Source organism: Vibrio mediterranei (assembly GCF_013364395.1).
GTDB classification, from domain to species: Bacteria; Pseudomonadota; Gammaproteobacteria; order Enterobacterales; family Vibrionaceae; genus Vibrio; species Vibrio mediterranei.
Window position 1 is genome coordinate 859,390 of the sequence record NZ_JABXGK010000001.1, and the last position, 26,747, is coordinate 886,136.

Consider the following 26,747-nt stretch of genomic DNA (forward strand, 5'->3'; position numbering starts at 1 on the left):
TATAAAACAGTCAGTTTGAACATTTAATGAACAATTTATGAATCAGTCAAAAGTCACAGTTCACCTACTACGCTTATGTTGGTATACAACTTAATCAATACTCTGTTTTGGAGAATAGAAATGCGTAAGATAACAAGTGGACTGTTAACTGCGGCAATGGTCGTTTCTGCAAGTGGCATCGCACAGGCTCGCGATCAAATCAGTATCGTAGGCTCATCAACCGTCTATCCTTTCGCGACCGTTGTTGCGGAACGGTTTGGTAAAGCGAGTGACTTTAGCGTCCCCAAAATCGAGTCAACTGGCTCAGGTGGCGGTCTGAAACTTTTTTGCGCTGGAGTTGGTGAGAATACTCCAGATATCACTAACGCTTCTCGTAAAATCAAATCTTCAGAGATAGAAAAATGTAAATCCAATGGCGTTTCTGACATCATTGAAGTTCAGATTGGCTATGATGGAATAGCATTTGCCAACTCAGTTAAAGGCCCTCAACTAGATGTAACAGCTCAAGAAATATACATGGCTCTTGCAAATGTATTACCTGATGAAAACGGTGAGCTAAAACCTAACCCATATACCTCCTGGAACCAAATTAACTCTAAGCTGCCTGACGCCAAAATCGAAGTACTTGGTCCGCCACCGACATCAGGAACTCGTGATGCATTCGTAGAACTAGTAATGGAAGCCGGATGTGACTCCAATCCCATAATGAAGGCTCTTTCTAAGACTGATAAGACGAAATACAAAGCTGCATGCCACGGTATTCGAGAAGATGGTGCGTTTGTCGAGGCTGGTGAAAATGATAATCTAATTGTTCAAAAGCTCGCTGCTAACCCTAATGCCTTCGGCATATTTGGCTACAGTTTTTTGGACCAAAACAAAGACAAAGTTCAAGGTGCTAAAATCGGTGGTGTAGAACCAACATTCGAAGCTATTGGTGATGGCTCTTATCCCGTATCCCGCTCTCTCTTCTTTTACGTTAAGAAAGCTCACCTGGGCGTAATTCCGGGGATCCAAGAGTACGTCAACGCCTTCACGAGTGAAGATGCGATTGGCGAGGATGGCTACCTAGCCGATCGTGGACTCATTCCGCTTGCCGTGCGAGAGTGGGAGCAAGTACGAGAGTACGCAACGACGATGAAACCAAACTTGTAATTTGCCATGACAATACTTGTCATACTCACCGCTTGTGCCCTGTTTACGTTTGTAATCGGACGATATCGTGCATTACAACTAGCAGGGCATGTCGGTGGTATCAAACACCTTCACTCATTACCCAATTATTATGGATGGTACGCAGCTTGGGTAACCTTGTTACCTAGTTTGTTTTTCCTTTTATTGTGGGTGTTTTCGACTCCAATACTGCTTAAATCGCTGACACTGGCACACTTTGACAAACTGTACTCCATCCAAGAGACCGGCGTCAGTGTAGACTTAGTTTACTCCCAAATAGTCGCATCTCTCGACCGAGAGTTCAGAGACCTCTCCTACTTTGATGCACTAGCTTCGTCCGCACGCTACTACGACTCAATCGCCACAACCGGCAATGCAATACTATACGTGGGCTTAGTCAGTCTAATTTTTGCAGGTGGGTTTTATGGTGTGACTCGCACCTCAGCAACTTTCAAAGCACGAAACAAGGTTGAGGTTTTTGTGCGACTCGCTCTGCTGCTTTGCTCTAGCATCGCCATCATCACAACACTTGGAATCGTTATGTCGGTTCTGTTTGAATCGATGCGTTTCTTCTCGCAAATTTCTCTTTCTGAGTTTTTACTTGGAACTCACTGGTCACCACAAATAGCGATTCGAGCAGACCAGCAAGGGGCCAGTGGCTCATTCGGGGCTATTCCATTGTTTGCCGGAACGCTATTAATCACCTTCATAGCAATGTGTATTGCCGCTCCTATTGGTATTTTTAGTGCCATCTATCTTGCTGAATATGCTCCCGCTAGAGTCAGAGACTTAATAAAACCAATCATGGAAATATTAGCGGGCATTCCTACTGTCGTTTACGGCTTCTTCGCGGCACTGGTGATTGCTCCTTGGATACGTGAGGTTGCCGAATCACTGGGTAGCGAAAGTGCTTCTTCAGAAAGTGCACTCGCTGCTGGTCTAGTTATGGGGGTTATGATCATTCCATTTGTTTCTTCACTGTCTGACGACGTTATTCGTTCAGTACCACAAGACATACGTGATGCATCAACAGCGATGGGGGCAACCAAATCCGAAACGATAAAACAAGTGGTACTGCCCGCTGCGCTACCCGGCATCGTTGGAGGCTTTCTACTCGCAGTATCTAGGGCTATTGGTGAAACCATGATTGTTGTAATGGCAGCGGGTCTCACAGCTAACCTAACAGCAAACCCATTAGAGTCAGTCACCACCATTACTGTACAAATCGTTACTTTATTGGTTGGTGATCAAGAGTTTGACAGCGTTAAAACACTATCAGCATTTGCTTTAGGGTTAACATTGTTTGTGATTACTTTGCTTCTCAATGTGATTGCCCTTCAAATCGTCAAAAAATACAGGGAGCAATATGAGTGATCCCTTAAAAAGGCTTGCAGACAAAAAAGTGGATCGCGTTCGTGATTCTCTCCAACGTCGTCACGGTAAAGAGCGCCGCTTTCGAACTTATGGCTTATTGTCGATTTTTTTTGCTGTAGCATTCCTCACACTGATACTGGCAACCATTTTTAGCTCAGGATTCAAAGCGTTTGTCTCTACAGAAGTTAAAATGACGTTTGTTGTAGATTCTAAGAACCACCAATCCGCTAGGAGAATGATTCGCAACAAACTAAGGGAAGAGTTTTCTAATGTCACGAGCCGCGTGGAGAGGCGACAGCTTTACGGCATTGTATCGACCGAGTCCGAGTACATCCTTCAAGAACAAATCGAGAGCCAATTGGGCGATCAACCAAAGGTTATATCTCTTTGGTTACCCGCTGGTGACCGATTTAACCAATACCATAAAGGGTCACTAAAAAAAGATGAGGTGAGTGGATTCAAGTCTCGCGAAGTAGATTGGTACAAGGCGTTAGACAATGAACAACGAATACGAACTGTATTCAACTGGAGATTCTTTACCGGCGGTGATAGTCGAAACCCTGAAGTAGCGGGTATTGCAGGCTCACTAACTGGTTCATTTTTTACCTTATTGCTTACCTTGATACTTAGCTTTCCAATTGGCGTGGGGGCTGCAATTTACCTCGAAGAATATGCCCCAAAAAACCGAATCACAGAGTTCATTGAAATCAACATAAATAACCTCGCTGCCGTTCCCTCTATTGTTTTTGGTTTACTCGGGCTAGCGATATTTTTGAATGTGTTAGGGTTACCAAGATCGACACCGATAGTTGGTGGCTTAGTGCTCACATTGATGACACTACCAACTATCATCATTTCCAGTAGAGCATCTTTAAAGGCGGTATCACCATCAATTCGAGATGCGGCATTAGCAATGGGAGCATCTCGAACTCAGGTAGTGTTTCATCATGTTGTTCCACAAGCACTACCAGGGATGTTTACCGGTTCTATTATAGGAATGGCTCAAGCTCTTGGTGAAACTGCACCACTGCTTATGATTGGGATGGTAGCATTTATTGTGGATGTGCCAGGTGGCTTTTTCGATGCCGCGACAGTACTTCCGGTACAGATTTATCTTTGGTCTGAAAATCCAGAGCGAGGATTTATAGAACTAACCTCAGCGGCAATTATGGTGCTACTAGCCTTCTTATTCCTAATGAATGGCGTAGCGCTCTATTTACGTCGCAAGCTTGAGAGGAAATAATTATGAGCGGAAATATAGAGCAGGCATTTAATCACTTGGTCAACGATACGGCCGCGATAAAGCGCTCACTTTCAGACCATAAAACGCTTGGTATGACGACTAGCGAAACACCGAGTATGACGGCTAAAAATGTAAGTGTTTTCTATAATGGTATTCAAGCCATTGATAATGTCTCACTCGACCTGGGCAATAAAGAAGTATTAGCGATGGTGGGACCTTCCGGCTGCGGAAAGTCAACATTTTTACGCTGCCTGAATCGGATGAATGACTCGATAGCTGGGTGTCAGGTCACTGGCGATCTGACTTTAGCTGGCAAAGAGGTCTTTTATATAGAACCTGAAGAGCTCCGGGCCAGAGTCGGTATGGTATTTCAAAAGCCTAACCCCTTCCCTAAATCAATTTATGACAACATCGCCTACGGGCCAAAACTGCATGGCTTAGTGAATAGCAAAGCTGAGCTGGACGAAATAGTAGAATCATCGTTAAAAAAAGCCGGACTTTGGGGAGAAGTCGCCAATCGTCTTCACATTCCTGCCACAGGGTTATCTGGTGGGCAGCAGCAGAGATTGTGTATTGCTAGAGCAATATCCATTAGCCCAGAAGTGATTTTAATGGATGAGCCATGTTCTGCACTCGATCCAATCGCAACCTCAGTGATAGAAGAACTTATAACGGAACTGAAAAAACACTACTCAATTGGTATAGTGACTCATTCTATGAATCAGGCTGCACGCATATCTGACCGAACGGCGTATTTTCACTTGGGCAAACTGATAGAAGTCAACCCAACAAAACAGATGTTTGAACAACCGATCCATAGTTTAACGAAAGGATACTTACAAGGGCAGTTTGGTTAGCTTCAACTTGTAAGGACTTAGAAGGCCGCACACTGTAAGCCCACCGGTTCAAGGACATGTGTAGAGATCTCTCATGCTGATGAACAAGCCTGTACATACGGCGGAGAGAGCCTTTATTGTATCGCCAGTAATGTTGTTCCCAACCCTGGCTCATGACAAAAATAATGAGTAGCGTCATGCAACGACGTGAAGTTATTTGTGAACAATTATGACGGAGTGACCATTGCGCCGGTGACTCAAAACTTATAATTCTCAATAAAGAGGGTCATGTACACCATTACAAAAAGCGTGAGGGAGAGTGCCAACACTTGAAAGTGTACTAGCTGCGGCATGAAACTCGAAAATGCCCCAAAGTAAGTTAGGACTAGATTGAAGCTGATTTCAAACCTAGTAATTTGACATATTTTCTCTCATCTAACTATGTGATCAAATTTGTTCATCGACTACAAGTCCCTACGGTTGATAACAGTGACTATACCAATGGACTTTCATTATTTGAACATGAACGAATTCAGAGAGTTCGAGGACTGAACACTCGAAACCTTATCAATGAAGGTTTGGCTTCACACGTTTCTAGTACGATTAACTTCCTACCCTGACTTCATTACAAGCAATTTTCATTTTCCTATCTTCTCTCTTCTTCAACACTCCAAAACAGCCAAAGGCAATCACACTGGTCACTACCATGGTAACAAGCACTCCATCATAGTCGTTTATCTCCCAAATCAGTGATCCTAGGTACGGCGCTAGTGCTGAAAACATCAGATAGGGTAGTGCCATCAGGCCGGAGATTGTACCGAAGTTTGCTTCGCCCATAAATTGCTTAGTCACCAATGGCTTCATAATGCTAATCACGCCATAGCTGCTGCCTTGAAACAGCACAAATATCACCAAAAGCCACATGGAGGAGCCTGCGAAGTAGAGGGTGGCTAGTGCAATGCAGATCCCTGCAAAACAGTAGAGGGTAATGCTTGCAAGATTGAGTTTTCTGTCTGCAAAGATGGAAACAATCCGTCCGATCACCTGCATTGGGCCAATCAGTGAAGCGATCAAGATGGTGTTGTCTGCACTTAGGCTACGCTCTTCAAGTAGTGGTAGTAGGTGACTGATGATCACACTGTGGGCAAGTCCTAGCAGTGAAAAGCTTACCGCCAATAACCAAAAGTTTGGATTGGAAAGGACTTGGGGCTGGTCATGGTAAGGTGCCTGCTCAACTTGTTGCTCTGGTTCATCTTTGCAGCATTGCTGCTGAATCTGTCGGCTAGCGAAGAAAAACGGCACTACAAGCAGAGTAAGTAATAGCGAGGCGATCTTGAGCGCGATGGTTAAATCGTGGTTCTCTAGCAGATAATGAATGCTCGGAAAGCAAAGTGTGCTAGCAAAACCGGCCACTAAGGTGATCAGAGTAATATCTGATTTCGCTTGTTTGCCGCGAAACTTTACCAAGAAGGCAAAAACGGTCTCATATAAGCAGCCTGACATCGCGACCCCGATCCCAAACCACAGAAGATAGAACATATAGATCGAATCGGCGTAAGTGAGTAGCCATAGTTGGACCGCTCCAAGCGCAATACATCCAGCCATCAACTCTGGACCCTTATCTCGGTCAAGAAAGCGCCCGGCAAATGGGGCACAAAGTGCTGATATACCGATAGCAAGAGTGAAGGCGAGGGTCACATCGGTGCGCTCCCAGTGATGAACTGCTTCCCATTCCAGCAGGGTCGCTGGGAACAGATAATACAGGCAGGCGTAAAGCAAGGTTTGCCCGATTGCGAGCGTAAATACAGTAAGTTTCATGATCTATCTAATCGTAGTCATCAATAGTTTTTAGTAGCTCGTCGCCACTCACGTATGGCGTCCCCGTAAAAAGTGGGTTTGCTCGACGCTATTCTACTGCGCTCTCCCTGCTAGCCTATATGAAACTTTCTTTAAATCTTCGTCCCAACCTGTTGAATAGTTGGATAAAGCCAACATTTCCAACCCTCTATATTGTCTAGACGGGCTTGTTGCAAAAATACCGTTAAGACTCAAAATTCCTTCTTTCCCATCTAATCCAACGATTCTATGACCAATCCCGAATTCAAATGGAAGCACTTTGCCCCGAAAATGATGACTACACAAATATCGCGTTCGAAATGGATAGTATCCTTATCGAAGATGATGAGATTGAACATATATATCAAGAGGGATATTCACGTAAACCTGCCCACTTATTGTTTAAAAGCGGTCAAGGTATCAGCATGGTGAGAGTGAGAGAAATATTAGACTTGAAATCAATTACCATAGAAATATTTTCAATCTACGACTTCTAGCCAAAAAGTCTGTTTGCTGCAAGACATTCTAGCTTACATGAAGTTAAGCTTTTGACGGTAGAGCCCATTTAAGTTGGGCTCTAATTGTTTTTACTTTACAAAAGTAATTTACCACTCACTAATTTAGCAAAATCAATAATTCTATACTTGTCCATTTATCGAGAATTGCCAGTCGTTGTAAGTCGTATAGTTGCATAATTTTGCGCGCACATACTTTGCTTGACATACTGTAATACCTACTTTGCCTACTTTCTTAACTCAGAATTGTGGGCTTTTTTCAATTTGCCATACTTTAAGTTATTCATGGTTTGCTAATGTTCGATTTTCCGAAAATGATAATTGTCCAGAGGTGTGCTGACGGAGTACGCAACACAAAACTGCCCCATTGTGCTTTATCATTAAAACGCCTCACACTTTGTTATGCTTCCATTTGACCAAATTTATCTAATACATCAATATGCTATTTATTGACTACTGAGTAGGCGGTTGCCAAGACCTATCTACCTCATTGATATAAAGGTAAGAAAATGGAATTTTTTGTTGGGGCTATAATCATCTATATTCTGTACAAACTGATAACTGGGAACTCTAAATCCAAAACCTCCAACAGCTCTAGCTCTCCCCAAAAGAATACAACCTCAAAACTTTCGGCTCAAAGGAGCGACGCTTATAGCACGCAAACGGCATCAGTTTCCTCATATGATGACAATGATGAAGAGTTTGCAACGTTTACAATTCACACGACTTTTGGAAGAGACGTTGAAAAATCTTCTAATAAACAAAAGGGTCGATGGATTGATGAAAGTGAACAGCTCACCATTATCGGAAGAAAGCTCAACAAAGGTCTTTACTACTTTGGTGGCGTAATGAATTCACTTGATGGGTATGGGTTAGAACCATCTCTTGTCGATGAGGAACGCCCCGCATCGAAATCTTCAGTGAACATCGGATCGGAATTGCATACCGACGAAACACTAGGATACTGGCCAAGTTACTCCTCTTTATCAAAAGAGTGCAGAGGAGCCTATCTAGACTGGCTAGCGTCTGACCGCTCTGATCCCAATACACCAATCGGGTACGTATTCATTTACTTCTATGGTTTTGAAAGAAGAATCATTGAAAACCAAGCTAACTCACAGGTGTCAGATCTAGAATTTACCACAATATTTGAAGAGGTATTACGCCTCCATAAAGTGTTCAACACAAACCGCTCTTTTAGAGGATATTCAGCCAATTTTCTTGAGTTGATGGCTTTGCTCAGACCCGCTCTACTTGAGCAACGGATGGTAGAAATACCGGATACAAACGATACATTGTCATTCAAACTGAAACTAGCCAAAACCATAGTTAATGGGCAACCCGTTGGCGCTGAGTTAGCTTTAGACTGGCTAAAAAATACATTTGAGTATTCGCTAAAAACTCCTGCTCGTAGATGTGAAGAGGAGTTTCGCAAACTTTTCGAAATAAGGTTCTCTCAAAAATTTTTCGAGGGTATAACAGTAAAGCCAAACAAAACAAAGCTTCGACTTTCATATCACCCAGCAAGCAACGGCATTAATGGTATTGATTTAAATCTGGAGGAGTTGCCTGACCCGAGTATTCTTAAAGGCCCTGTAAACAAGCTTATTCCTATTGCAGAACAGTGCACAGAAGAACTAGGTGGCTATAGTCGCTATTTAGGCAAGGCTGATACCTCCAAAAATGATATAGCTGCATTGATGTTACTACCAAAAGAACTGGCAAATGAATCCAACTCATCAATCATTGAATCATTTAAGTCATGGGCTGTTCAGGTAGTTCAGAACGATAACGGGCTAACAACTGTGAAAGAATTTTGGTCTCACACTGGATTACCGCTTCCTAAAGCTATGAACAAGAAAGAAAACGAACTCCTAATCAAACTTGCCGCTAAAGTTGATACAGGTATCGCCCCAGATATGCGTTTTCATCAAACCAAGTTCAAAGCTGATGGCAATATTGTATTGTTCTCACCAGGCCATGGACAATTTTTTGAACCTAGCTCGGCTTTCAATCAAGTAAGCCTGTGGATGAGGCTTGGTGCAATGGTGGCTACTATTGACGGTAGCGTTGACCAAGATGAAAAACTGACGCTGCAAAAACTAATTGAACACGATGACAGACTGTCGCCATCCGAGAAAGATTCATTGAATGCTTATCTGACGTGGCGACTTAATAGTCCAGCGAACACTGCAGGATTAAAAGCAAGAATAGAGCAGCTCAATTCATCACAAATTGAATCCTTAAAGAAATTTATGATTTCAATCGCTCTTGCTGACGGTAAGGTCGATTCATCTGAAATAAAACAAATTGAGAAACTCTATACATGCCTAGGATTGGATAAATCACTTGTTACGAGCGATATTCACAACCTAGCATCCTCGAGAACGCCAAATGCCGCTTCACCAACAACTGCCGACGAAAGTGGAGATAAGTTCCAGTTGGATGAGGACATACTGGCGATGCATGAGAGTGATACCAGCGATGCCAAGAGCATGTTAGAAAGCATATTTACGGTCGATAACGAACCAGAAATAGGGACGATGAGTTCGATCTCTGCAGGTAATGATGAACTGGATAATATGCATAAAAATCTGTTCGATATGCTGCTTTGCAAAGAAATATGGCCTCGAAATGAAGTTCATGAACTTTGTAGCAAACTGAACTTGATGGTTGATGGCGCTATAGAAACTATCAATGATTGGGCTTACGAAAAAGTAGATGCACCTGTCTTGGATGATGATGGTGATATATACGTCGATCTCGAAATTGTCGAAGAATTAAAGGAATAAATGATGGTTGCAAAAAAAATACGTTCAAAAGAAAGAGATGCAATTATCCAATCGCTAAAATCTGGCGTAACTCCCAAAGTTGGGATTCAACATATTCAGGTTGGCCGGGTCAACGAACTAAAAGCACTTCTTCAAGATATTGAACGGATCTCCGATGGGGGCTCAGCCTTTAGGCTTATTATTGGTGAGTATGGTTCAGGCAAAACATTTTTCTTGAGTGTTGTTCGAGCCATTGCTTTAGAAAGAAAGTTGGTAACTATTAATGCTGACTTGTCTCCAGATAGACGAATGCATGCATCTTCGGGGCAAGCTAGAAACCTATACTCAGAGCTAATGCGCAATATGTCTACGCGCAATAAACCAGATGGGAATGCGCTGACCAGTGTGGTTGAAAAGTTTATCACTGAAGTGAGAAAGGAAGCCGATACGACTGGAAAAAGTATTAATACGGTTATTCATGAAAAGCTATCTTCAATTTCTGATCTTGTCGGTGGATATGACTTCGCCAAAGTCATCGAGGCTTATTGGATTGGACATGAACAAGACAATGACACTCAGAAAGCTAATGCCATAAAATGGCTCCGCGCTGAATATTCAACTAAAACTGACGCTCGCAAAGATTTAGGTGTCAGAACAATAATTTCGGATACGTCTTTTTATGATGCACTCAAAATAATGAGTCTATTCGTTCGCCAAGCGGGATATCAGGGGTTGCTCGTTAACCTCGATGAAATGGTAAATCTGTATAAGTTGAATAACACAACAGCTAGGACTTCTAACTATGAACAGATATTAAGAATTCTTAATGACTGTCTACAAGGTACTACAGAGTATTTAGGTTTTTTACTTGGTGGAACGCCTGAATTCCTACTTGATCCTAGGAAAGGTCTTTATAGTTATGAAGCCCTTCAGTCCAGACTTGCGGGTAATAGCTTTGCGAAGCAGGCAGGCCTTATCGATTACTCATCTCCAGCATTGCACCTCGCAAGCTTGACCTCGGAAGAGCTTTATATACTACTAAAAAATCTGCGTCACGTTTATGCCGAAGGTGATGAAAGTAAATATCTTGTTCCTGACGAATCCTTAAAGGCGTTTCTAAAACATTGCAGCCAGACTATTGGAGACGCTTACTTTCGAACTCCACGCAATACGATAAAGGCTTTTTTGGATATGCTTGCGGTAATCGATCAAAATCCAACGATAAGCTGGAACAACCTAGTTTCATCGGTTGGAATTGAAGAAGAGAAGCCTTCTGACGTTGAACTTGAATTAGATGGAAGCGAGGATGGCCTCGCTGACTTCAAATTATGATTAATGAACATGAAAAGCTCGATGTTCGAGTTCAGCGTTGGATATTTAAACAAGGTTGGACAAACCTACGAGAAATCCAATGCTTAGCTATTGAGCCGATTCTTTCAGCGAAAACTGACCTTGTTATCAGTGCCTCGACAGCAGCGGGAAAAACTGAAGCGTTTTTTCTTCCAGCAATTAGTGCTATTGCTAATCAAGATAAAGGGGTTGGTATCCTTTATATCAGCCCACTAAAAGCTTTAATAAATGATCAAGATAGACGTTTAGAAAGCCTCTCAGATCTAATGGATATGCCAGTTACACCGTGGCACGGGGACAGTGCTAAAAGCCGGAAGAAGAAGTTAAAAACTACACCAGCGGGAATTGTACTAATCACTCCTGAATCACTCGAATCGTTGCTTATTCGAGATTCGGGCTGGATAAAGTCTGCTTTTTCTGATTTGAAATATATCGTCATTGATGAGTTTCATGCATTTCTTGGCACAGAGCGCGGACATCACTTACTTTCTTTGCTTCATCGATTGGAGCATCTTATTGGGAGTTTGAAAAAGCCGATTCCTAGGGTTGCTTTGAGTGCAACTCTCGGTGAGCTAGAAAAAGTCCCATTGTCACTTCGTCCTAATCAATCTTTACCATGTAAAGTAATAAGGGACTCGAATTCGACATCGGTACTTAAGGTACAAGTCAAAGGGTATGTGAACCCCGCTCAGGTAGATAGTGAAACCCCAATTGATGCTGAATACAAAATCTGCCAAGACCTGTTTAAATTTTGTCGAGGAGGTAACCATTTAGTCTTTGCAAATAGCCGGAATAGAACTGAAGGCATTGCTGCAATGCTTAGCGATTTCTGTGATCAGCTATGCGTGCCGAATGAGTTCTTTCCTCACCATGGCTCACTTGCCAAGGAGTTGAGAGAAGACTTAGAGAAACGTCTTCTACAAGAGCAGTACCCTACTACAGCGGTGTGTACCATGACTCTTGAGTTGGGTATCGATATCGGAAAAGTGAACACCGTCGCTCAGGTTACAGCCCCTCACTCAATTTCGAGCCTGCGACAGAGAATGGGACGCTCAGGAAGACGTGGTGGTCCTTCTGTACTGCGAGTGTTGATTGCAGAGAATGAACTCACAAAAGATTCAAATGTTGTCGATATACTCCGCCTGGAGTTAATACAGTCCTTAGCAATGATAAGGCTACTCATTGGCAGTAAATGGTATGAGCCTGCTGATACGTCCCTTTACCACTTTTCTACACTTCTACATCAAATACTCGCGGTTATAGCTCAGTGGGGGGGCATTCGGGCCGATCAATTATTTAACTTACTCTGTAAAGAAGGGCCATTTCAGAAAGTTGGCGTAGACGACTTTAAAGGTCTTCTAGTCCATATGGGGAATATCGATCTAATTACTCAGTTGGGTAATGGTGAACTAGTTCTAGGCCTATTAGGTGAACGCATTACAAGTCACTATTCATTTTATGCTGTATTCAAAACGCCAGAGGAGTACAGGGTTATTAGTGGAACAAAAACTCTGGGAACACTTCCTATCGACTCACTTGTGTTAGCTGGGCAGAACATTGTGTTTGGTGGGAAACGATGGAAAGTAAATGATGTCGATAGTGACAAAAAAACCATTTACGTTGAACATGCTAAAGGCGGTAAACCACCAAAATTTGGCGGTAGTGGAATGACAATCCATGACGTCGTTCGCAAAGAAATGTTTCGCATACTCAAAGAAGGTGATTACAGAATTTCAGTCGGTAATAAAAAAGTGGATTTTGTGGATGCGATTGCAAGAGAACACTTCAAGGAAAGTGTCACCTTTTTTCAACTATCAGATTTAGCAAGAAATCCTCTGCTGAAAGCTGGCAACAGTACGTATTTGTTTACGTGGTTGGGTGATAAAGTAGTCAATACCATTGTAGCTCTCCTTATCATGAATGGACAAGAAGCTAGCGCATATGCAGGTGTTATTGAAGTGGAAAAAACATCCGTTGAGGATGTTAAATCGACTTTACGTACTCTAGCTTCAAGAAAACTGCCTAGTGAGACAGAGTTAGCGCAGTCTGTATTAGAAAAGCGAATCGATAAGTTTGATGAGTTTTTGTCTGAAGATATTCTCTCTATTGGGTATGGTACAAAGGCGTTTGATATAAACGGGGCTAAAGAGTGGCTTGTCATGGTTTGATATTTGTACCTGTCATAGGTTTTCCCATACCTGAATTAATCCGTATATTACTAAATTAAGTAGAAACTCTAACGAACTTCTGTCCAAAAGTGTGTTTACTGATGATGGTTACCAATGTCAGAAAACTATTCAGCCTAGCTCGAAAGCTAGGCTGAATGACTACAATAAGATGTTTTGGGACATTGAACGAATTAGCCCTCGCACTTACCCCAAGTTACTTCTCGTTCACCATTGTTTGCTTGCTCAACAACGTCTGCACACATCGGAGTCGTAAACTCTAATGTATCGGCAAAGTTGTAACCGATCTGTGTGCGAGTATCGTAGTTGCTGAACAAGAAATCACCATTTTCGTGGTTGTAAGTAAACTGAGTCCAAGTTGCGTATGTCTCACCATTTACTGGGTCAACAAGGTCTTGTGGTACCAAGTTACCGGCATTGTATGTGCTCAGCAATTTGCCTCGCGTTTGAGCCCATGATGCATCTTCTTTAAACGTAACGTGTTGTGTATTAAACAAACCACGAAGATTACGGTCAGCAGAGCTAATTGAGCTTGGAATATCTTTCGCTTTCAAGTCACTAAGGTCTACTTTAGCGACATATTCTCTGTGATCTTGCTGGAGAGGAGCATTCGCCATCACACGCAGGTCACTTGATGTGTCACCACGGTGCACTACCATCTTACCGCCTTCGTTCAGCTGCATAAGTGCAATATCGCCCGTTTTATCTTGTATAGAGATATGTAGACCATGCAAAGCACCGTGAAGACCGTCAGCCCAAGCGATTTGCCACTCGTTGTTGTTAAATGCTTGAACAGCTTCTTCCGTCGTGGAGTATGTCTCAGTGATGTAACGAATCACATCTAGGAAGCTCACAGCTGGTGCGCCAGTATCTTCGTAGTCTTTAATGAACTCTTGTGAATCAGCCATGTACAGTAACGATGCTGCTAGGCCTTCTGAGTTAATTGCATCTGATGCAACACCATGGAACACATCCCACTCCATCTGAGAAATTGCATGGTATTTAGTTGTCCAGCTCATTGCATTTTTGTAGTTTGGCGTTTCTGATGTGTTTTTAACGTCTACTGGGTTAACTTGCGCCACGTTGCCCAACTGATCTCCCCAATCTAAAGAACGAACAGTTGAAACACCATGCGGTGTATCTAGAGTAAAGCGAGAGCAAGCGTTGGCAACATTGCCCAGCGTAGCAATAGAGAGTACCGCGACGGTAGCGATTGCGAATTTGTTAAGTTTAAAGTTTTTCATAGGGAAACCTCATCGAGCGTTGTTTGTTTGGGCATCAGTTTGCCGATGAGGTTATTTTGGCTAACATGATAGTTGCCTATCCACTATACTAAGAGCGGAAATACTCCGCCCTTAATTGAAAATGAGGCTAGCATGACACTTGACCAACTTGATGCTTTTGTCGCGACGGTAGAACACAATGGCTTTAAGCCTGCGGCAAGATCTCTCGGCAAACATAGCTCGACCATCAGCACATTAGTGGCAACATTAGAAGATATCGTTGGCTTTGATTTGTTCGAACGCCTACCTCGCTCATTGGTCATTACAGATAAAGGACAAGAGCTCTATAACGAAGCTAAAGCGGTACTTCGTGAAGCAGATATGTTCCAAAGTAAAGCAGATTCTTTACAGCAAGGAATTAAAGGTAAGTTGACCCTAGCAATAGACAGCAGCGTAGCAGACGATAAGGTGCTTCAAAGTATTCAAACCGTTAGCACACAGTATCCGAGTGTAAAAATAAGACTGCTCAGTGGAGACACGTTACAAGTGCGAACGTGGGTATTGAGTGGACGAGCAGATTTCGGGATATCACTCGCAACCCACACTAACCTTGCAGGGTTGGATGTTCAACGTGCTTACAGCTTTAAAATTGCTGTCATTGTTCCTCTGAGTTGGAATGCAGATAACTATACGTCTCTCGCGGCTCTGCGTAGTGAATTGCAGTTGTGTTATAGCTTCTTTATAGAGCTAGGTATGGAAGATGCTCATATTGTGAGTTATCGAACATTAGAATGTAACGATGGTCGTCAAATGATTGATCTTGTGGAAAAAGGCATTGGTTATGCTGTTGTCCCTGAGTATCTAGCAGAAAAAGCTATTCAAGAGAAAAGAGTAAAGCAATTAGAATTAGCAGAACAAAAACCGGCTCTTTGGTATACCAACCTAATTAAGTTAACCGATGCAATACTGGATCCAGTTGGGGAACGCTTTTATAAGGAATTTGGACAAATAGCAGATAAATAAACGCCGCTTGAATATCAGGCGGCGTTCATTGTTTCTTTACTAGTGGATACTACTACGAGCATGCCTCCAGCTGTGGCGACTCAAAACGCTCTCGAATCGACTGGAAGACCGCGAAGAAGATCCATGCAGCGATACAACCGAGGAAAGTCGCAGTAACAATACCGCCAAATGATGCCAAGCCGAGTGCTTGTCATGCGCCGCTACCAATCGCGTCCGCCATCATCAATGGAACCAAACTTCTTGGAATTTGGTGGCTATGTGAACTTTGTACCAGGTACGATTACGACAATTGTATCTTCACTCGCTATTATTTTAAGCTTTATGCACACTTTAAAAAAAGATAGCTAATTAATGCGGCGTTATCCTACCTAAGCTTATTCGAAAGCTTACTAAACCTGAAAATCCCAAACACGAAAATGTCCAGAACCTTCATACTTGGCACTTTGTAACTCAGAAGTGCCCCAAAGTTTGCTGGCTAGGGTTAGCCAAGTAATGACATTGCACTTTTTTGACACATTAAAACTAATGATAAGAGACTCCGACCCATCAAAGAGTAACGTTCTAAGAATTATCGGTTCTCTAGTTTTAGTACCTCATCAATAAAAAACTGCATCGCCGAATTGACAGGTGTTTCAGTTCTCCAAATCAGGTCGGTATACCAATGAGCGGTATCTTTGACCTCCAATTCAAATCTATCAATCTCACCGTTCTTAAGTGCTTCACCACATAAATACAACGGTACAATCGCCCAGCATGAACAGTATTTCACCAGTTCAAGCATCTCATGTAGGTTATTGCTATATATGACCTTATTACTAAAGTTGTGACCATCACTTAGGTCCAGATCTTTAAGGAAGTTTACGGAAACTTGTCTTAACCCCCGTACTTGATGCATGCTTAGCTGCTTGTCAGCTAAGTTAAGATCCCGAGAAGCAATATTTGCTATTTGAAAGCTATATGCTCTAGCTGAAGAGAGTTCGTGAGGTATAGAAAACGTACCAATGCTAAAGCCAATATCTGCCTGTCCGGTGAGTACCCAGCTTCGAACGAGAAGAGGGTCCCCACTGAGTATCTTAACTTCAAGGGTAGGGAAACGATGAAATAACTGCTTATAAATGTGTGTTAACGCCGCACCTCGTAGCGCAGTATCGATCGCAATGGTAATCCGACTTGGCTCATTTTCCAGCAAACTAATTGCTTTCGCATCAAAGTGCTCTAGCTCTCTTAAGACCGAGCGCGCATGGTCGTAAAGCTCTTTTCCCTTCTCTGTTAGCTCTAATGATCGGGGCTTTCTGATGAAAAGCTCGAAACCGACCACACTTTCCAAATTCGAAACTAATCCACTGATCGTCACTGCATGTTTTCCTAAGGTTCGGCTTGCTGCTTTAAATCCGCCCTTATCAATAGTTGTTACAAAAGCGCTAAGTTGTTCAATTGAAGTTGCCATAAATTATTTTCACAAGTCTGTTTAAGGATAGGTTTAACCTATTCTTGAGTGTATGGCAACTAAAGGTAAGTTAATTCAATATGTCGTCATCAAGATAGAGAGCACTTAAACTCTAATCGCCGGAGAACCACATGAAACTAACTTCTAAGTTAAAACTTACACCTGTAGCTTTAGTGCTTATTAGTAGCCACTCATTTGCTGCAAAATTTTCGCAAGAAGAATTGGCTTATATGCCAGCGAATACTCAAATTGAATTATTTAAGAGCGGTATTATCACGCCTGTTGATGTTGTTGAAGCTCAAAAAGCTCAGTATGAAGCAACCAATAAAGTTGTTAATGCCGTAACTTACGATCACTGGGATAGCGCTCTAGCGGCTGCAAAAGAAGCGACTACTCGCTATGAAGAAGGCACATACCGTGCACTAGAAGGCGTAACCTACGCGGTTAAAGATGAGCACTTCGATAAAGGCTGGAAAGTAACTTATGGATCTAATATCCACATGAATGACGAGCCAATGCCATATGCGGATCCTATGGTATCTAAGCTAAATGAAGAAGGTGCAATTGCCGTTATTCAAACGACAGTGCCTGAATTCTACTTCAGTTGGGTAACAAGCACTCTTGCTTGGGGCACAACTCGTAACCCTTGGAACCCAGAATTCGCGGTAGGCGGTTCTTCAGGTGGTTCTGGCGCTGCGTTAGCGGCAGGCTACGCAACTATGGCAACAGGCTCTGATATGGGTGGTTCTATACGTATTCCATCTTCATTCAACGGCCTTTATGGCCTGAAGCCAGCGGCATACACCGTACCAACCACAATGCTATATTCTTACTTTTCAGGCAGCGGCCCAATTACACGTAGCTTTGAAGATCTGGTTATGATGTACAACGCTATGTCTGGTCAAGATGCGCAAATGTCGGTACCAACCATCGGTGAACAACCAGATCTATCAAAAGAAATTGAATCTTTGGATGGCATGAAGATCGCTTATATTGGCGACATGGGTACCAGCCCAATGGCAGATTATGTTGCAGACGGTATGCAAGATGCGATGGAAGTGCTTCGCAAGCAAGGCGCTACTGTTGATGTTGTCGATTTCGATTTCGAGATGCAAATGGGTCTACTTGAAGCGATTTCTAACCTTGCATTCTCTGGCGCAATGGGCGCGCCAATGATGGATGCTTACGGTGAGCACCTTGACAAAATGACGCCTTACGCGGGTAAATTGATCGGTAAAGCAATCAGTCACCGTGAAGATTATGATGGCCGTGCACAAGCGAAAACAGAAGCTGAAGTGCTTCGCATGTGGACTAAACTTTCTGAAGAAATTTACGCGAAAGGTTATGACCTAGTCATTGCACCAACTATGCCGACTGTAACTGTACCCGCAGATTACGACTACATTGTAGGTGAACCAATTCAGGAAGATGGTCATACATACGACAAAGCTGTTGGCATGATGTATACATTGCCGTTCAACCTACTAGGTTGGTTGCCAGCAGCAAGCGTACCTGCAGGTGTTAGCCCGGATGGCGTGCCATTTGGTCTACAAATCGTGGGTAAGCCAGCTGACACCGCAACTGTTGTTAAAGTTGCTGGCGCATACAGTAAAGGTGCACCTAAGTTCTTTACTAAGGATCTTATGCCAAAAGGCGTTAAGTAAAACTAGTTAAATTTATTCAGAGCCTCGCCAATGGTAGCGAGGCTTTTTTAATTTACCGGAGCTATATTTAATTGACCATGTTGATAACATACCATTCCTAAATCGTTTCCAGAATTTGTTAGTAATCCCACAGGAATAGAAGAACCATAAATATCGTCCACATAATTGTGATTGCAAATAGGGAGTCCACATAAGTGACTATGGCACGATTTGCGTTAATCGAAGTAATTCGTACATATCTAAATTAGTGGAATCACTGACACAGAAATGTCCAAAAACTTGCTGAGTGGGACAAATTGTCCCATGTCAGGCTGGAATCGAGACAGTTGGCATGTCGTAACTCAGAACTGCCCCATAACGTGTTGGAGCCATTTTGGATGTCATTAATTTAACTAATGGGTGTGAGCTTTATCTTAACCCAAAAGAAAAATCATTTAGTTACACCAATAACTTATCTCGTATTAAACTTGCTTTTGTATAATGCAGATAGATTTTTACTACCAGGTAGAGTTAGCAAACATCGATTGAAGCTAGACATGGTAGAAAGTCCTTTTTCATTGTCTGAATACTGAGCTAATTAAATGATTCTGTTTTCATCCTACAGTGCCAAGTAAACTCAGGCGCGTAAATAGCCAATAGGATGCAATCCCTCCCAAGAAATAGACAGGAATACTTGCTGTTACTCTACGCAACTTAACGCCAATGGCGCGTATGTTGTATGCCAAAATAAGCATAACGGCGACAAACGAAAGTTGACCAGCTTCTACACCTAAGTTGAAAAACAAAAGTGCTACCGGCACTTCATTGTCAGGTAAACCTATCTCAGCGAGAGCCCCTGCAAAACCGAGTCCATGAAGTAAACCGAAAGCAAACGCGACGAGCCAAGGACGACGATAAGTCAGCCCCACATGTCCTCTGTGAGCACGAACAATTTCTACGGCTAGAAAGACGATACTTAATGCAATACACGCCTCAACTGGGCTAGATGGGAGCACTAGTAAATCAAATGTTGCCAACCCAAGCGTTATACTGTGTGCAATAGTAAAAGCAGTAATCGTTTTTACAAGGTTCAGATTCCCTTTCACGATCCAAAGCAACCCTAGAACAAACATAAGATGGTCAATGCCGAGCAAAATATGCTCAAACCCCAATAGGAAATATCTCTTCGCTGCGTCTAGAAAAGAACCAGAGCCTGCTTTCAACTGGTCCATTGAAAGAGTGATCACGCCAGACTCATTCCTAATAAGCTTGTCGGCGACACTGCCATCTCTCCAATACACTTTTAGCATTATGCCATCTCTGTTCCATGGCAATAAAAGCTCATCCCCTGCTCGAAGTGGGCGTTCTCCGGTGAACTCGAACACTTTCCAACCTTGCAGCTGGCTACCGTTAGGTAATGTTACAAATTCAAAATCATCAGGAAGAATTGGACGTGAGAAGACATTTGATACTGTCGGTCCAGCTTGCACTTTGACTGTATAGGAATAGTTACCGCTCTCTCTTAACTCTGTTTTGGATATTCCAATATCATGAGCAAGCAGCGGATTACCCCAAAACAGCACCAACACTGCAAGCAAGCACTTTAACGCTAATCCTTTGCTCATTAACTACCGCTCTATCACTATTTCATAATTGTTACGCACATTTGCCAACTCTAACTGAATAAGCTTGCGTGCCTCGGTTAGTTCCCAATCCATTCTCAGGTAACCCTCAATATCCTCGTAAGGAGCTGTCTCAGGGGGGATACTTCGTAGCTTTCGAACAAAATGAATACCTTGATTAGAAACAAACGGTCCCATCCAATCATCCGACTGTGTTTCTACTAGAGCTTTTGCCGCGTCAAACCCAAATAGATCCGTTAGTTCTCCTTTCGTTCCTTGCAACGTTTCTTGCCCTAGAGATGGGCGGTGAAAGTCTCCTTTAATGGGGACTTCTTGATGACTTTGAAGTGCAGCTAATAACGACTTCGGTACTCGACTTTGATCAGAGAAAAAAAGGTGCTGAGTCTCTAACAGTTCTGGGGTGGTATATTTTGCTAGATTTGCTTTGTAGTAGGTTTGAAGCTGCTCATTTGTAGGTAGAGCAACTTCCGATATCAATAAGCCCCTCATTTTTAGAATCATGTTGTGACGCATTCTTGAATCGCCGACGTTCAAGCCGCGCCTGTATGCCTCTCTATACAAAATTTCATCGTCAATATAAGCGGCGATTAGGTTGTCAATTTCTAGCTCCGACAGAGTGTTTAACTCCAGATTCTGACGTTTTTCAATCAGGAATTCGATACTGTCTTGGTCGACAATAATCAGCTCTTTTTGCTCTGGTACTAAAAACCTATCTATGGCAAAAATCAGGGCTCCTATGAGCAGAAAGTGAATTAAGGGTTCGCGCCATATTGTTGATTTAAATTCCATTTACTACTTAATCCTCGAAATGAATAGCTAAACCAATCCGGTCTAGTTTAGCTATTCCGTCAGTTCAACTTACTTTATTGGACTATCGTGGCTAATCCGCTCTGGTTGGTAATACATAGGATCTGTTATTCCTTCTTTTCGACCTTGCATCCCCGCCAGTAAAGAGCGAATCAGGCGATCCATTAATATGCCGGTGTGATTATGAAGGTCGTCCAACAGTGGGTTGTACTCATTAAACTCTGCTGCGACGATCTCATTCTGAATTCCCAGTGCTCTCATTAGTTGCAGTGCTTGACCAGCCGTCAATCCATCGGGCTCTGCGGTACCAACACCTGGAGCATAAGCCGGATCTACGCCGTCCATATCAAAGGTAATGTAAACTTTTCTTCCTTTGGCTTCTGCCAAGACCTTTGCAAGTACAGCGTCCCAACCGTCTTTCTCTATTTCAGATTGAAAGTGGAACTTGATCTTGTGTTTTCTCATCCAATTGAGTGTTTCTACCCCCGGAGTTGAGCCTCGAAGTCCCACTTGAATCAAATCACTTCCGTTTATTAGCCCTTTTTCTACAGCCATTTTGAAAAACGAGCCATTATGAACATATCGTCCGGCTCCTGCCTTATAGGCATCATAGTGGGCGTCAATGTGGACGACCAATACTTCACCTTTGCCGTACTTTTGGGCAAGTGCGGTCATAAAGGCGTAGCTCTGGATGTGGGTGCCACCGATACCTATTGGAACTACATCCACATTTAATGCGCTGCCAACAACTCTATGAATCTCATCAAGGTTGATTTGGTTATCAGCCATCCAGTTAGCGGCGACATTTCCGTAATCAGCGACAACGAGGTTGGCTAGATCAACTCCTATAGCTTGATCCTCCCCTTGATAAGGATAAGAGAGGTAATCCACAAGCGACCTCATCCTCATTGCGGCATAACGCCCTCCAGGGATCATTTGGTCGCCCACAATCAACCCTATGAGGGCAACGTCTACATTGCCTGCCTTTAGGTCTTCTGGGGTACGAGCTAGTGGCGCACCGAGAAACGTTGGTATGGAACTCCACATTGGACCGAATTCATATCGGTTTGGGTAATATAATCCGGGAGCATTTTTGGGATCTTCGGAGAGGTTACGCCTTTGGAATAATACATCCTTATCCTCGGCTAAGTTGAGCTTACTTTCGTCGTTTGGATCTTTCCAAGGCGCCCACTCATAAGGGATATTGTCTGTAACGTTTGCATTTTCGGCAAAAGCTAAGCCGGACGCAAAACAGCATAATGAACTGGTTAAAACTAGTTTTGATACAGTGTTCACAACTCTCTCCTCAACCCACAGCGAACACTTTTAAGCGTAGAATGAAATGAAGAAAGCGCAATTACCGGAAAGCCTAGCGTAGCTAGGCTTTCCGGCACACGTAGAGAAAGATTACACGTAAATATCTGAAAGAAATTAGAAAGCTATAAGAGTCGTTAGAACATCTCACTCAAGGAGTTAAGTAGTTATGGTTGTATCTGGTTACTTGGCAAAGCTTTTAGCCAGTATGGCTTCTGCCTCATCAAACGTGTAATGGCCAAGGTCGTACATAGCTTCAACGATTGAGCCTAAGGCGCAATTGATGATTGAGTTTGGCTGCCCGTTGTATAGTCGAACACTTTTAGCTACAAACTGTAAAACCAGTTTTTTTGTCGTAGTACGATCGCTTTCTCTATGCATTGCCATCGGTTCGCCGAAATCTTCAATTTCCCTTTTTGATATTTGAATCGCATCGTCAAGGGTTCCATCCAAGGCCAACTGATAAGGCAGACCTTCGAAGCACTCTTTGTTTTCGATAACAATCTCTTTTATCAACTCTATGCATACCGTGGTGTCTGCACCATTTCTAAGAGCACTGCAGTATTTACTATCTGACCAATAGGTATAGTTCGACATCAATATCTCCATATCCTCAATTATTCAAAACGTTAACAGGTAAAGGCGGTCGCCGCGCATTTAAGATATTTAACTTTCTTTTTGCTTTCCAAATAGAAACCATCGGGAAACTTCATACGTTAACGCGCAGACAAAATAGTTAACACTCAAATTATCTGCTGATTTTTAACGAAAGAATAGACCTTTTAAAGCACTTTAGTATAAAGCTAAGTTTTGATTGTTGCTTCAGAAAGTTGGTTTCTCACCTGAGTAGGGAAAAAGTTAAAAATTTTCTGTCACTATTCCATTTAATTAGCCGTTAGCTCAGAGCAATTTCAGTCTTCTCCTAACAAGCAAATTGATAGTTGATGACAGCGGGCATCAAAATCACCTCCAAGCATCAGCTTGCCTGATGGATACTATCTATTGCGTTTTTAGTTAGGTTGTTACCGTTTTTACAAGCCAACGGAATGGTAAACAACCAATGGATTGTCAAAATCACTAATTTAGGTAAATGACATGACTAATAACGTATCTCGCAGAAGTTTCTTCAAAATGACAGGCGCAACAGCAGCAGTAGGCGCGGTGGCGGCGGTAGCCCCAGTTGCGGTAGCACAAGCGGTAACTCCAACGCTACGCGATAAGAACGGTGTTGGGGTATATAACGAATGGGACCAGATGGAATCAGTTCTGGTAGGCCACCCAGACCGCTTCCTGATGCCAGAGGTTGACTGGCCACTTGAGAACTACCAAGGTCTTGATGAAGAAATCAAAGTAGAAATGCGCGAGCGAGCAGGCAACTATTTAGAAGACCTACAACCAGAGACCCATAAACAAACTCAAAAAGAAATGAATGCTTTGGCTGAGCTATTCGAAAAGCATGGAGTAGAGGTCATTCGTCCTGAGCAACCAAGCGATGAGCTATGCCGTGGCGAACGTATGGGTCAATGCGCAATGTATGAGCGTGACAACACGCTAGTTATCGAAGACGAAATCATCGACACCTACTGCCGTATTCAATGCCGTCGTAAGAGTCATGAACTTATGTACCGAGATATCACGAAACACGCAGAGGAAAATGGTCAATATCATCTAGCAATGCCACGTCCTTCTATTCATGTGGATCAATCCGATGAAACGATTCCGTACCTAGAGGGTGGCGATGTTTTCATTCTGGACAAAGACATTCTAGTGGGTCACGCGGGCATCGGCTCTAGTTATGCGGGTATTGAGTGGCTGCGTAACCGCCTAGAACCGAAAGGCTACCGTGTTCACACCATCGAGTTGAGCCGTAAATTCATCCACCTCGATTGCGTATTCATGACACCTCGTCCGGGTCTAGCCGCTTGTAATCTTGACGGCGTAAAAGGTGGCAAGGCGGCATTCCCTGCATTCATGCAAGATTGGACGTGGATTGATGTAACCGAGAAAGAGTGCAAAGCAATGGGCGCTAACAGTGTCAACTTAGCGCCGAACAAACCGATTATTGGCGCTGAGCACACAAGACTTATCGCTGAGCTAGAAAAGCATGGCGTAGAGTGCATTACTCTGCCGTATGCAACGACCTCAATGTTCGGTGGCGGCCCTCGCTGCTCAACTCACCCACTGAAACGCAAAGCATAATTAAGCTTGGTGTTGGCCGAGAAAACTTCTCGGCCAACTGAGAGAGGCGCAGGGCTAACTAAGAGAAGCGTTATGTCAGAGAAACTGAGTATTTTAAGTCACTTAAATGAATTAAAAGCCGTGTTGTTAAAAGCACTAAAATCGGTGTTATTGGTATTCTTAACTCTGGTTTACTTCGCTGGTGATATCTACGAGCTTGTTTCAGCACCGCTTATAGAAACCTTACCTAGCGGTGCAAGTATGATTGCGACACAAGTGGTTTCACCTTTTTTTACTCCACTCAAGCTTACGCTTTATGTGTCAGTATTCTTAGCAGTGCCTTATTTACTTCTCACGATTTGGCGTTTTGTTGCTCCGGGTCTTTATCAACATGAAAAGAAGGCTGTGTTGCCTCTAGTGATGAGCTCTTCCGTCTTGTTCTATGGCGGTGTTTCATTTGCTTTTCTTGTCGTACTACCCATCGCTTTTTCCTTCTTCAGCTCCGTGGCATTGGAGGGTGTCAACATAGCTACTGATATCGATAGTTATCTGAGTTTTGTTCTGAAGATATTTCTGGCATTTGGGTTAGCTTTTCAGATGCCGGTCGCAACAGTATTAGTCTGTGTTACGGGAATGTCGTCACATCTCGAGCTACGTCAAAAGCGAGCGCATGTCATTGTTGGCGCATTTGTTATCGGAATGATATTAACACCGCCCGATATGTTTTCGCAGACACTTTTGGCCATCCCTATTTGGCTCTTATTTGAAGCCAGTTTATTAGTCGCGCGCTTCTATGAACCTCATTGTAATCACAATGACTCCACACTTTACACAGAGAGATAATCATAATGGCAGGTATTTCTATTTGGCAACTCGCGATCATCGCAGTCATTATCGCACTTATATTTGGCACTAAACGTTTAAAAACTATTGGTGGCGATGTGGGTGAATCTATTAAAGGGTTTAAAAAGGCAATGTCAGACGATGAATCATCAGGAAAAGATGAATTACCGAAATTATAGGTGGTTCTATGTTTGATATTGGTATGGTCGAAATGATGCTAATTGCTATCGTCGGCTTGGTGGTATTAGGCCCCCAAGAAATGAAATTAGCGGTTAGAAGCGTATCACGTCTTATTAAAAAATCGAGAGCGCTGGCGACGGATATTTCCAATCAATTAGAAGCGGAAATAGAAGTCAAAGATAAAGCACGGAAAAAATAGTCACGTCGCCACGGATGGCTCTCATCAGGTAATTTTAATGAAACTGAAAATATTCTCCACTCTTGCCATTGCTATGAGTGGCGCTACTGTGCACGCCAATGTTGAGGGTACTGCAAATCAACCAGGGTTCAACGCTACTGCAAACGCTGGCGTTTATCCTGGAAAAGGCCTACTTGGCGTCGTCACTTATGGCCATTATCGCCTTCAGGGTGTTAATGAGCACGGCACCGATCATGCTAGTCCTAAATACACATCTGTTGACGTGCTCTTACCACATTTGAGCTACTACACAGATAAGAAAGTCTTGGGAGGCTTTTACAGTTTTGGGGCAACCGCCGTGATTGGTGGTCTGTATTATGACCATAGCGGTGTTCAATCCGGTGTGTCACGGAGTCCGTGGCTGACGCCGATCCGACTAAACTGGACTTTGGGTGATGATGTCCATATTGCCGCCGGTTATACCTTTCGTCTTGGAAGCAGTCTTGCGAGTACATCCACTGACAAAACCTATGATGTTCACATTTTGAATTCCAATTTAACGTACAACATCAATGAACAATGGCAATTAAATGGTTCCGTCTCAATCGAGCACAGAACGAAAGATCTGCGTCAAAACCAAAGTTGGCAACCGGGCAATATTGGGTACTTTGAGGGTTCAGCCGTCTATAAGTTTGAAAGTGGTCGTACATTGGGAGCCTACGGTTACCATGTGGCCCACCTAAATAGAGATAAAGGCACTCAATTTACTCCTGAGGGCTCACTAATCATGGGCAGTGGTTATGCCAACTTAACGGGCATAGGTGCTGAGTTCACAACGCCTATATCGCTGCTGAAAAGCACTATGTCAATCCGAGTTTTTTCTGAACCAAGTCGCAGCAATCATATGTATGGCACGCGCGCATTTGTTTCGCTGACCCACAAGTTTTAATCACTTTTTGAACCAATTCGAGCAGATATAGCAAAGCT

20 protein-coding genes and 1 pseudogene are annotated in these 26,747 nt (G+C 43.0%); 14 read left to right on the forward strand and 7 right to left on the reverse strand.

Translation table 11 applies throughout. The annotated features are described in order from the left end of the window. Window positions 1-120: 120 nt before the first annotated feature. The 4 genes from HOP38_RS04260 to pstB all read left to right on the forward strand — a co-directional run bounded on the left by HOP38_RS04260 (window position 121) and on the right by pstB (window position 4,644). Window positions 121-1,152 (forward strand): PstS family phosphate ABC transporter substrate-binding protein, encoded by a 1,032-nt coding sequence (locus HOP38_RS04260; RefSeq protein ID WP_198557482.1) that lies wholly within the window; start codon window positions 121-123, stop codon window positions 1,150-1,152. A gap of 6 nt (window positions 1,153-1,158) precedes the next feature. Next, on the forward strand, window positions 1,159-2,544 hold the full coding sequence (gene pstC, locus HOP38_RS04265) for a phosphate ABC transporter permease subunit PstC (protein ID WP_198557483.1): 1,386 nt from the start codon (window positions 1,159-1,161) through the stop codon (window positions 2,542-2,544). Next, window positions 2,537-3,787 (forward strand): phosphate ABC transporter permease PstA, encoded by a 1,251-nt coding sequence (gene pstA / locus HOP38_RS04270; RefSeq protein WP_198557484.1) that lies wholly within the window; start codon window positions 2,537-2,539, stop codon window positions 3,785-3,787. Before pstC ends, pstA begins: the two co-directional genes overlap by 8 nt. A 92-nt stretch (window positions 3,788-3,879) precedes the next feature. Next, a complete protein-coding gene (gene pstB / locus HOP38_RS04275; protein ID WP_198558249.1) occupies window positions 3,880-4,644 on the forward strand; it encodes a phosphate ABC transporter ATP-binding protein PstB in 765 nt (254 codons plus the stop codon). Between the two features lie 582 nt (window positions 4,645-5,226). Here pstB and HOP38_RS04280 read toward each other — a convergent pair. Next, a complete protein-coding gene (locus HOP38_RS04280) occupies window positions 5,227-6,441 on the reverse strand; it encodes an MFS transporter (protein WP_198557485.1) in 1,215 nt (404 codons plus the stop codon). A 1,042-nt stretch (window positions 6,442-7,483) separates the two neighbouring features. Here HOP38_RS04280 and HOP38_RS04285 point away from each other — a divergent pair. The 3 genes from HOP38_RS04285 to HOP38_RS04295 are packed head-to-tail and all read left to right on the forward strand — an operon-like array spanning window position 7,484 to window position 13,263. Further along, the gene (locus tag HOP38_RS04285; RefSeq protein WP_198557486.1) at window positions 7,484-9,766 is read left to right on the forward strand and encodes a tellurite resistance TerB family protein; all 2,283 of its coding nucleotides are present in this window, start codon (window positions 7,484-7,486) and stop codon (window positions 9,764-9,766) included. A gap of 3 nt (window positions 9,767-9,769) precedes the next feature. Continuing rightward, window positions 9,770-11,077: an ATP-binding protein gene (locus tag HOP38_RS04290; protein WP_198557487.1), complete on the forward strand. Its 1,308-nt coding sequence runs from the start codon at window positions 9,770-9,772 to the stop codon at window positions 11,075-11,077. Further along, the gene (locus HOP38_RS04295; protein WP_198557488.1) at window positions 11,074-13,263 is read left to right on the forward strand and encodes a DEAD/DEAH box helicase; all 2,190 of its coding nucleotides are present in this window, start codon (window positions 11,074-11,076) and stop codon (window positions 13,261-13,263) included. The genes HOP38_RS04290 and HOP38_RS04295 overlap by 4 nt, the downstream gene beginning before the upstream one ends. 191 nt (window positions 13,264-13,454) lie before the next feature. On the opposite strand, the gene HOP38_RS04300 is transcribed toward HOP38_RS04295, so the two are convergent. After that, window positions 13,455-14,525 carry a linear amide C-N hydrolase gene (locus HOP38_RS04300; RefSeq protein ID WP_198557489.1) on the reverse strand — a complete coding sequence of 357 codons (1,071 nt, stop codon included), beginning with the start codon at window positions 14,523-14,525 and terminating at the stop codon, window positions 13,455-13,457. Between the two features lie 132 nt (window positions 14,526-14,657). On the opposite strand from HOP38_RS04300, the gene HOP38_RS04305 reads away from it, so the two are divergent. Further along, entirely contained in the window at window positions 14,658-15,527 is an 870-nt protein-coding gene (locus HOP38_RS04305) for a LysR family transcriptional regulator (RefSeq protein ID WP_198557490.1), read from the forward strand. A 568-nt stretch (window positions 15,528-16,095) separates the two neighbouring features. Here HOP38_RS04305 and HOP38_RS04310 read toward each other — a convergent pair. Continuing rightward, window positions 16,096-16,974, reverse strand: a complete 879-nt coding sequence (locus tag HOP38_RS04310) for a LysR family transcriptional regulator (protein ID WP_198557491.1) — start codon at window positions 16,972-16,974, stop codon at window positions 16,096-16,098. A gap of 131 nt (window positions 16,975-17,105) precedes the next feature. Between HOP38_RS04310 and HOP38_RS04315 the strand changes: the two genes are divergently transcribed. Continuing rightward, complete coding sequence (locus tag HOP38_RS04315; RefSeq protein ID WP_198557492.1) at window positions 17,106-18,638, forward strand: amidase; 1,533 nt, start codon at window positions 17,106-17,108, stop codon at window positions 18,636-18,638. Between the two features lie 593 nt (window positions 18,639-19,231). On the opposite strand, the gene HOP38_RS04320 is transcribed toward HOP38_RS04315, so the two are convergent. The 4 genes from HOP38_RS04320 to HOP38_RS04335 all read right to left on the reverse strand — a co-directional run bounded on the left by HOP38_RS04320 (window position 19,232) and on the right by HOP38_RS04335 (window position 22,978). After that, window positions 19,232-20,242, reverse strand: coding sequence for a HupE/UreJ family protein (locus HOP38_RS04320; RefSeq protein WP_198557494.1), 1,011 nt, complete (start codon window positions 20,240-20,242; stop codon window positions 19,232-19,234). Window positions 20,243-20,245: 3 nt separating this feature from the next. Beyond that, window positions 20,246-21,049 (reverse strand): peptidyl-prolyl cis-trans isomerase, encoded by an 804-nt coding sequence (locus HOP38_RS04325; RefSeq protein ID WP_198557495.1) that lies wholly within the window; start codon window positions 21,047-21,049, stop codon window positions 20,246-20,248. Between the two features lie 69 nt (window positions 21,050-21,118). Continuing rightward, entirely contained in the window at window positions 21,119-22,363 is a 1,245-nt protein-coding gene (locus tag HOP38_RS04330) for an arginase family protein (protein ID WP_198557497.1), read from the reverse strand. Between the two features lie 201 nt (window positions 22,364-22,564). Next, window positions 22,565-22,978, reverse strand: a complete 414-nt coding sequence (locus HOP38_RS04335; protein WP_198557498.1) for a hypothetical protein — start codon at window positions 22,976-22,978, stop codon at window positions 22,565-22,567. 498 nt (window positions 22,979-23,476) lie between these two features. Between HOP38_RS04335 and HOP38_RS04340 the strand changes: the two genes are divergently transcribed. From HOP38_RS04340 to HOP38_RS04360, 5 genes and pseudogenes are all read left to right on the forward strand, one after another. Then, entirely contained in the window at window positions 23,477-24,580 is a 1,104-nt protein-coding gene (locus HOP38_RS04340; RefSeq protein ID WP_198557499.1) for a dimethylarginine dimethylaminohydrolase family protein, read from the forward strand. A 72-nt stretch (window positions 24,581-24,652) separates the two neighbouring features. After that, a complete protein-coding gene (tatC, locus tag HOP38_RS04345; RefSeq protein ID WP_198557503.1) occupies window positions 24,653-25,402 on the forward strand; it encodes a twin-arginine translocase subunit TatC in 750 nt (249 codons plus the stop codon). A gap of 5 nt (window positions 25,403-25,407) precedes the next feature. Beyond that, a pseudogene (gene tatA / locus HOP38_RS04350) lies at window positions 25,408-25,554 on the forward strand (twin-arginine translocase TatA/TatE family subunit); the annotation flags it as partial. A gap of 35 nt (window positions 25,555-25,589) precedes the next feature. Continuing rightward, a complete protein-coding gene (gene tatB, locus HOP38_RS04355; protein ID WP_198557508.1) occupies window positions 25,590-25,781 on the forward strand; it encodes a Sec-independent protein translocase protein TatB in 192 nt (63 codons plus the stop codon). A 37-nt stretch (window positions 25,782-25,818) separates the two neighbouring features. Beyond that, entirely contained in the window at window positions 25,819-26,709 is an 891-nt protein-coding gene (locus HOP38_RS04360; RefSeq protein ID WP_198557510.1) for a transporter family protein, read from the forward strand. The last annotated feature ends 38 nt before the right edge of the window (window positions 26,710-26,747 follow it).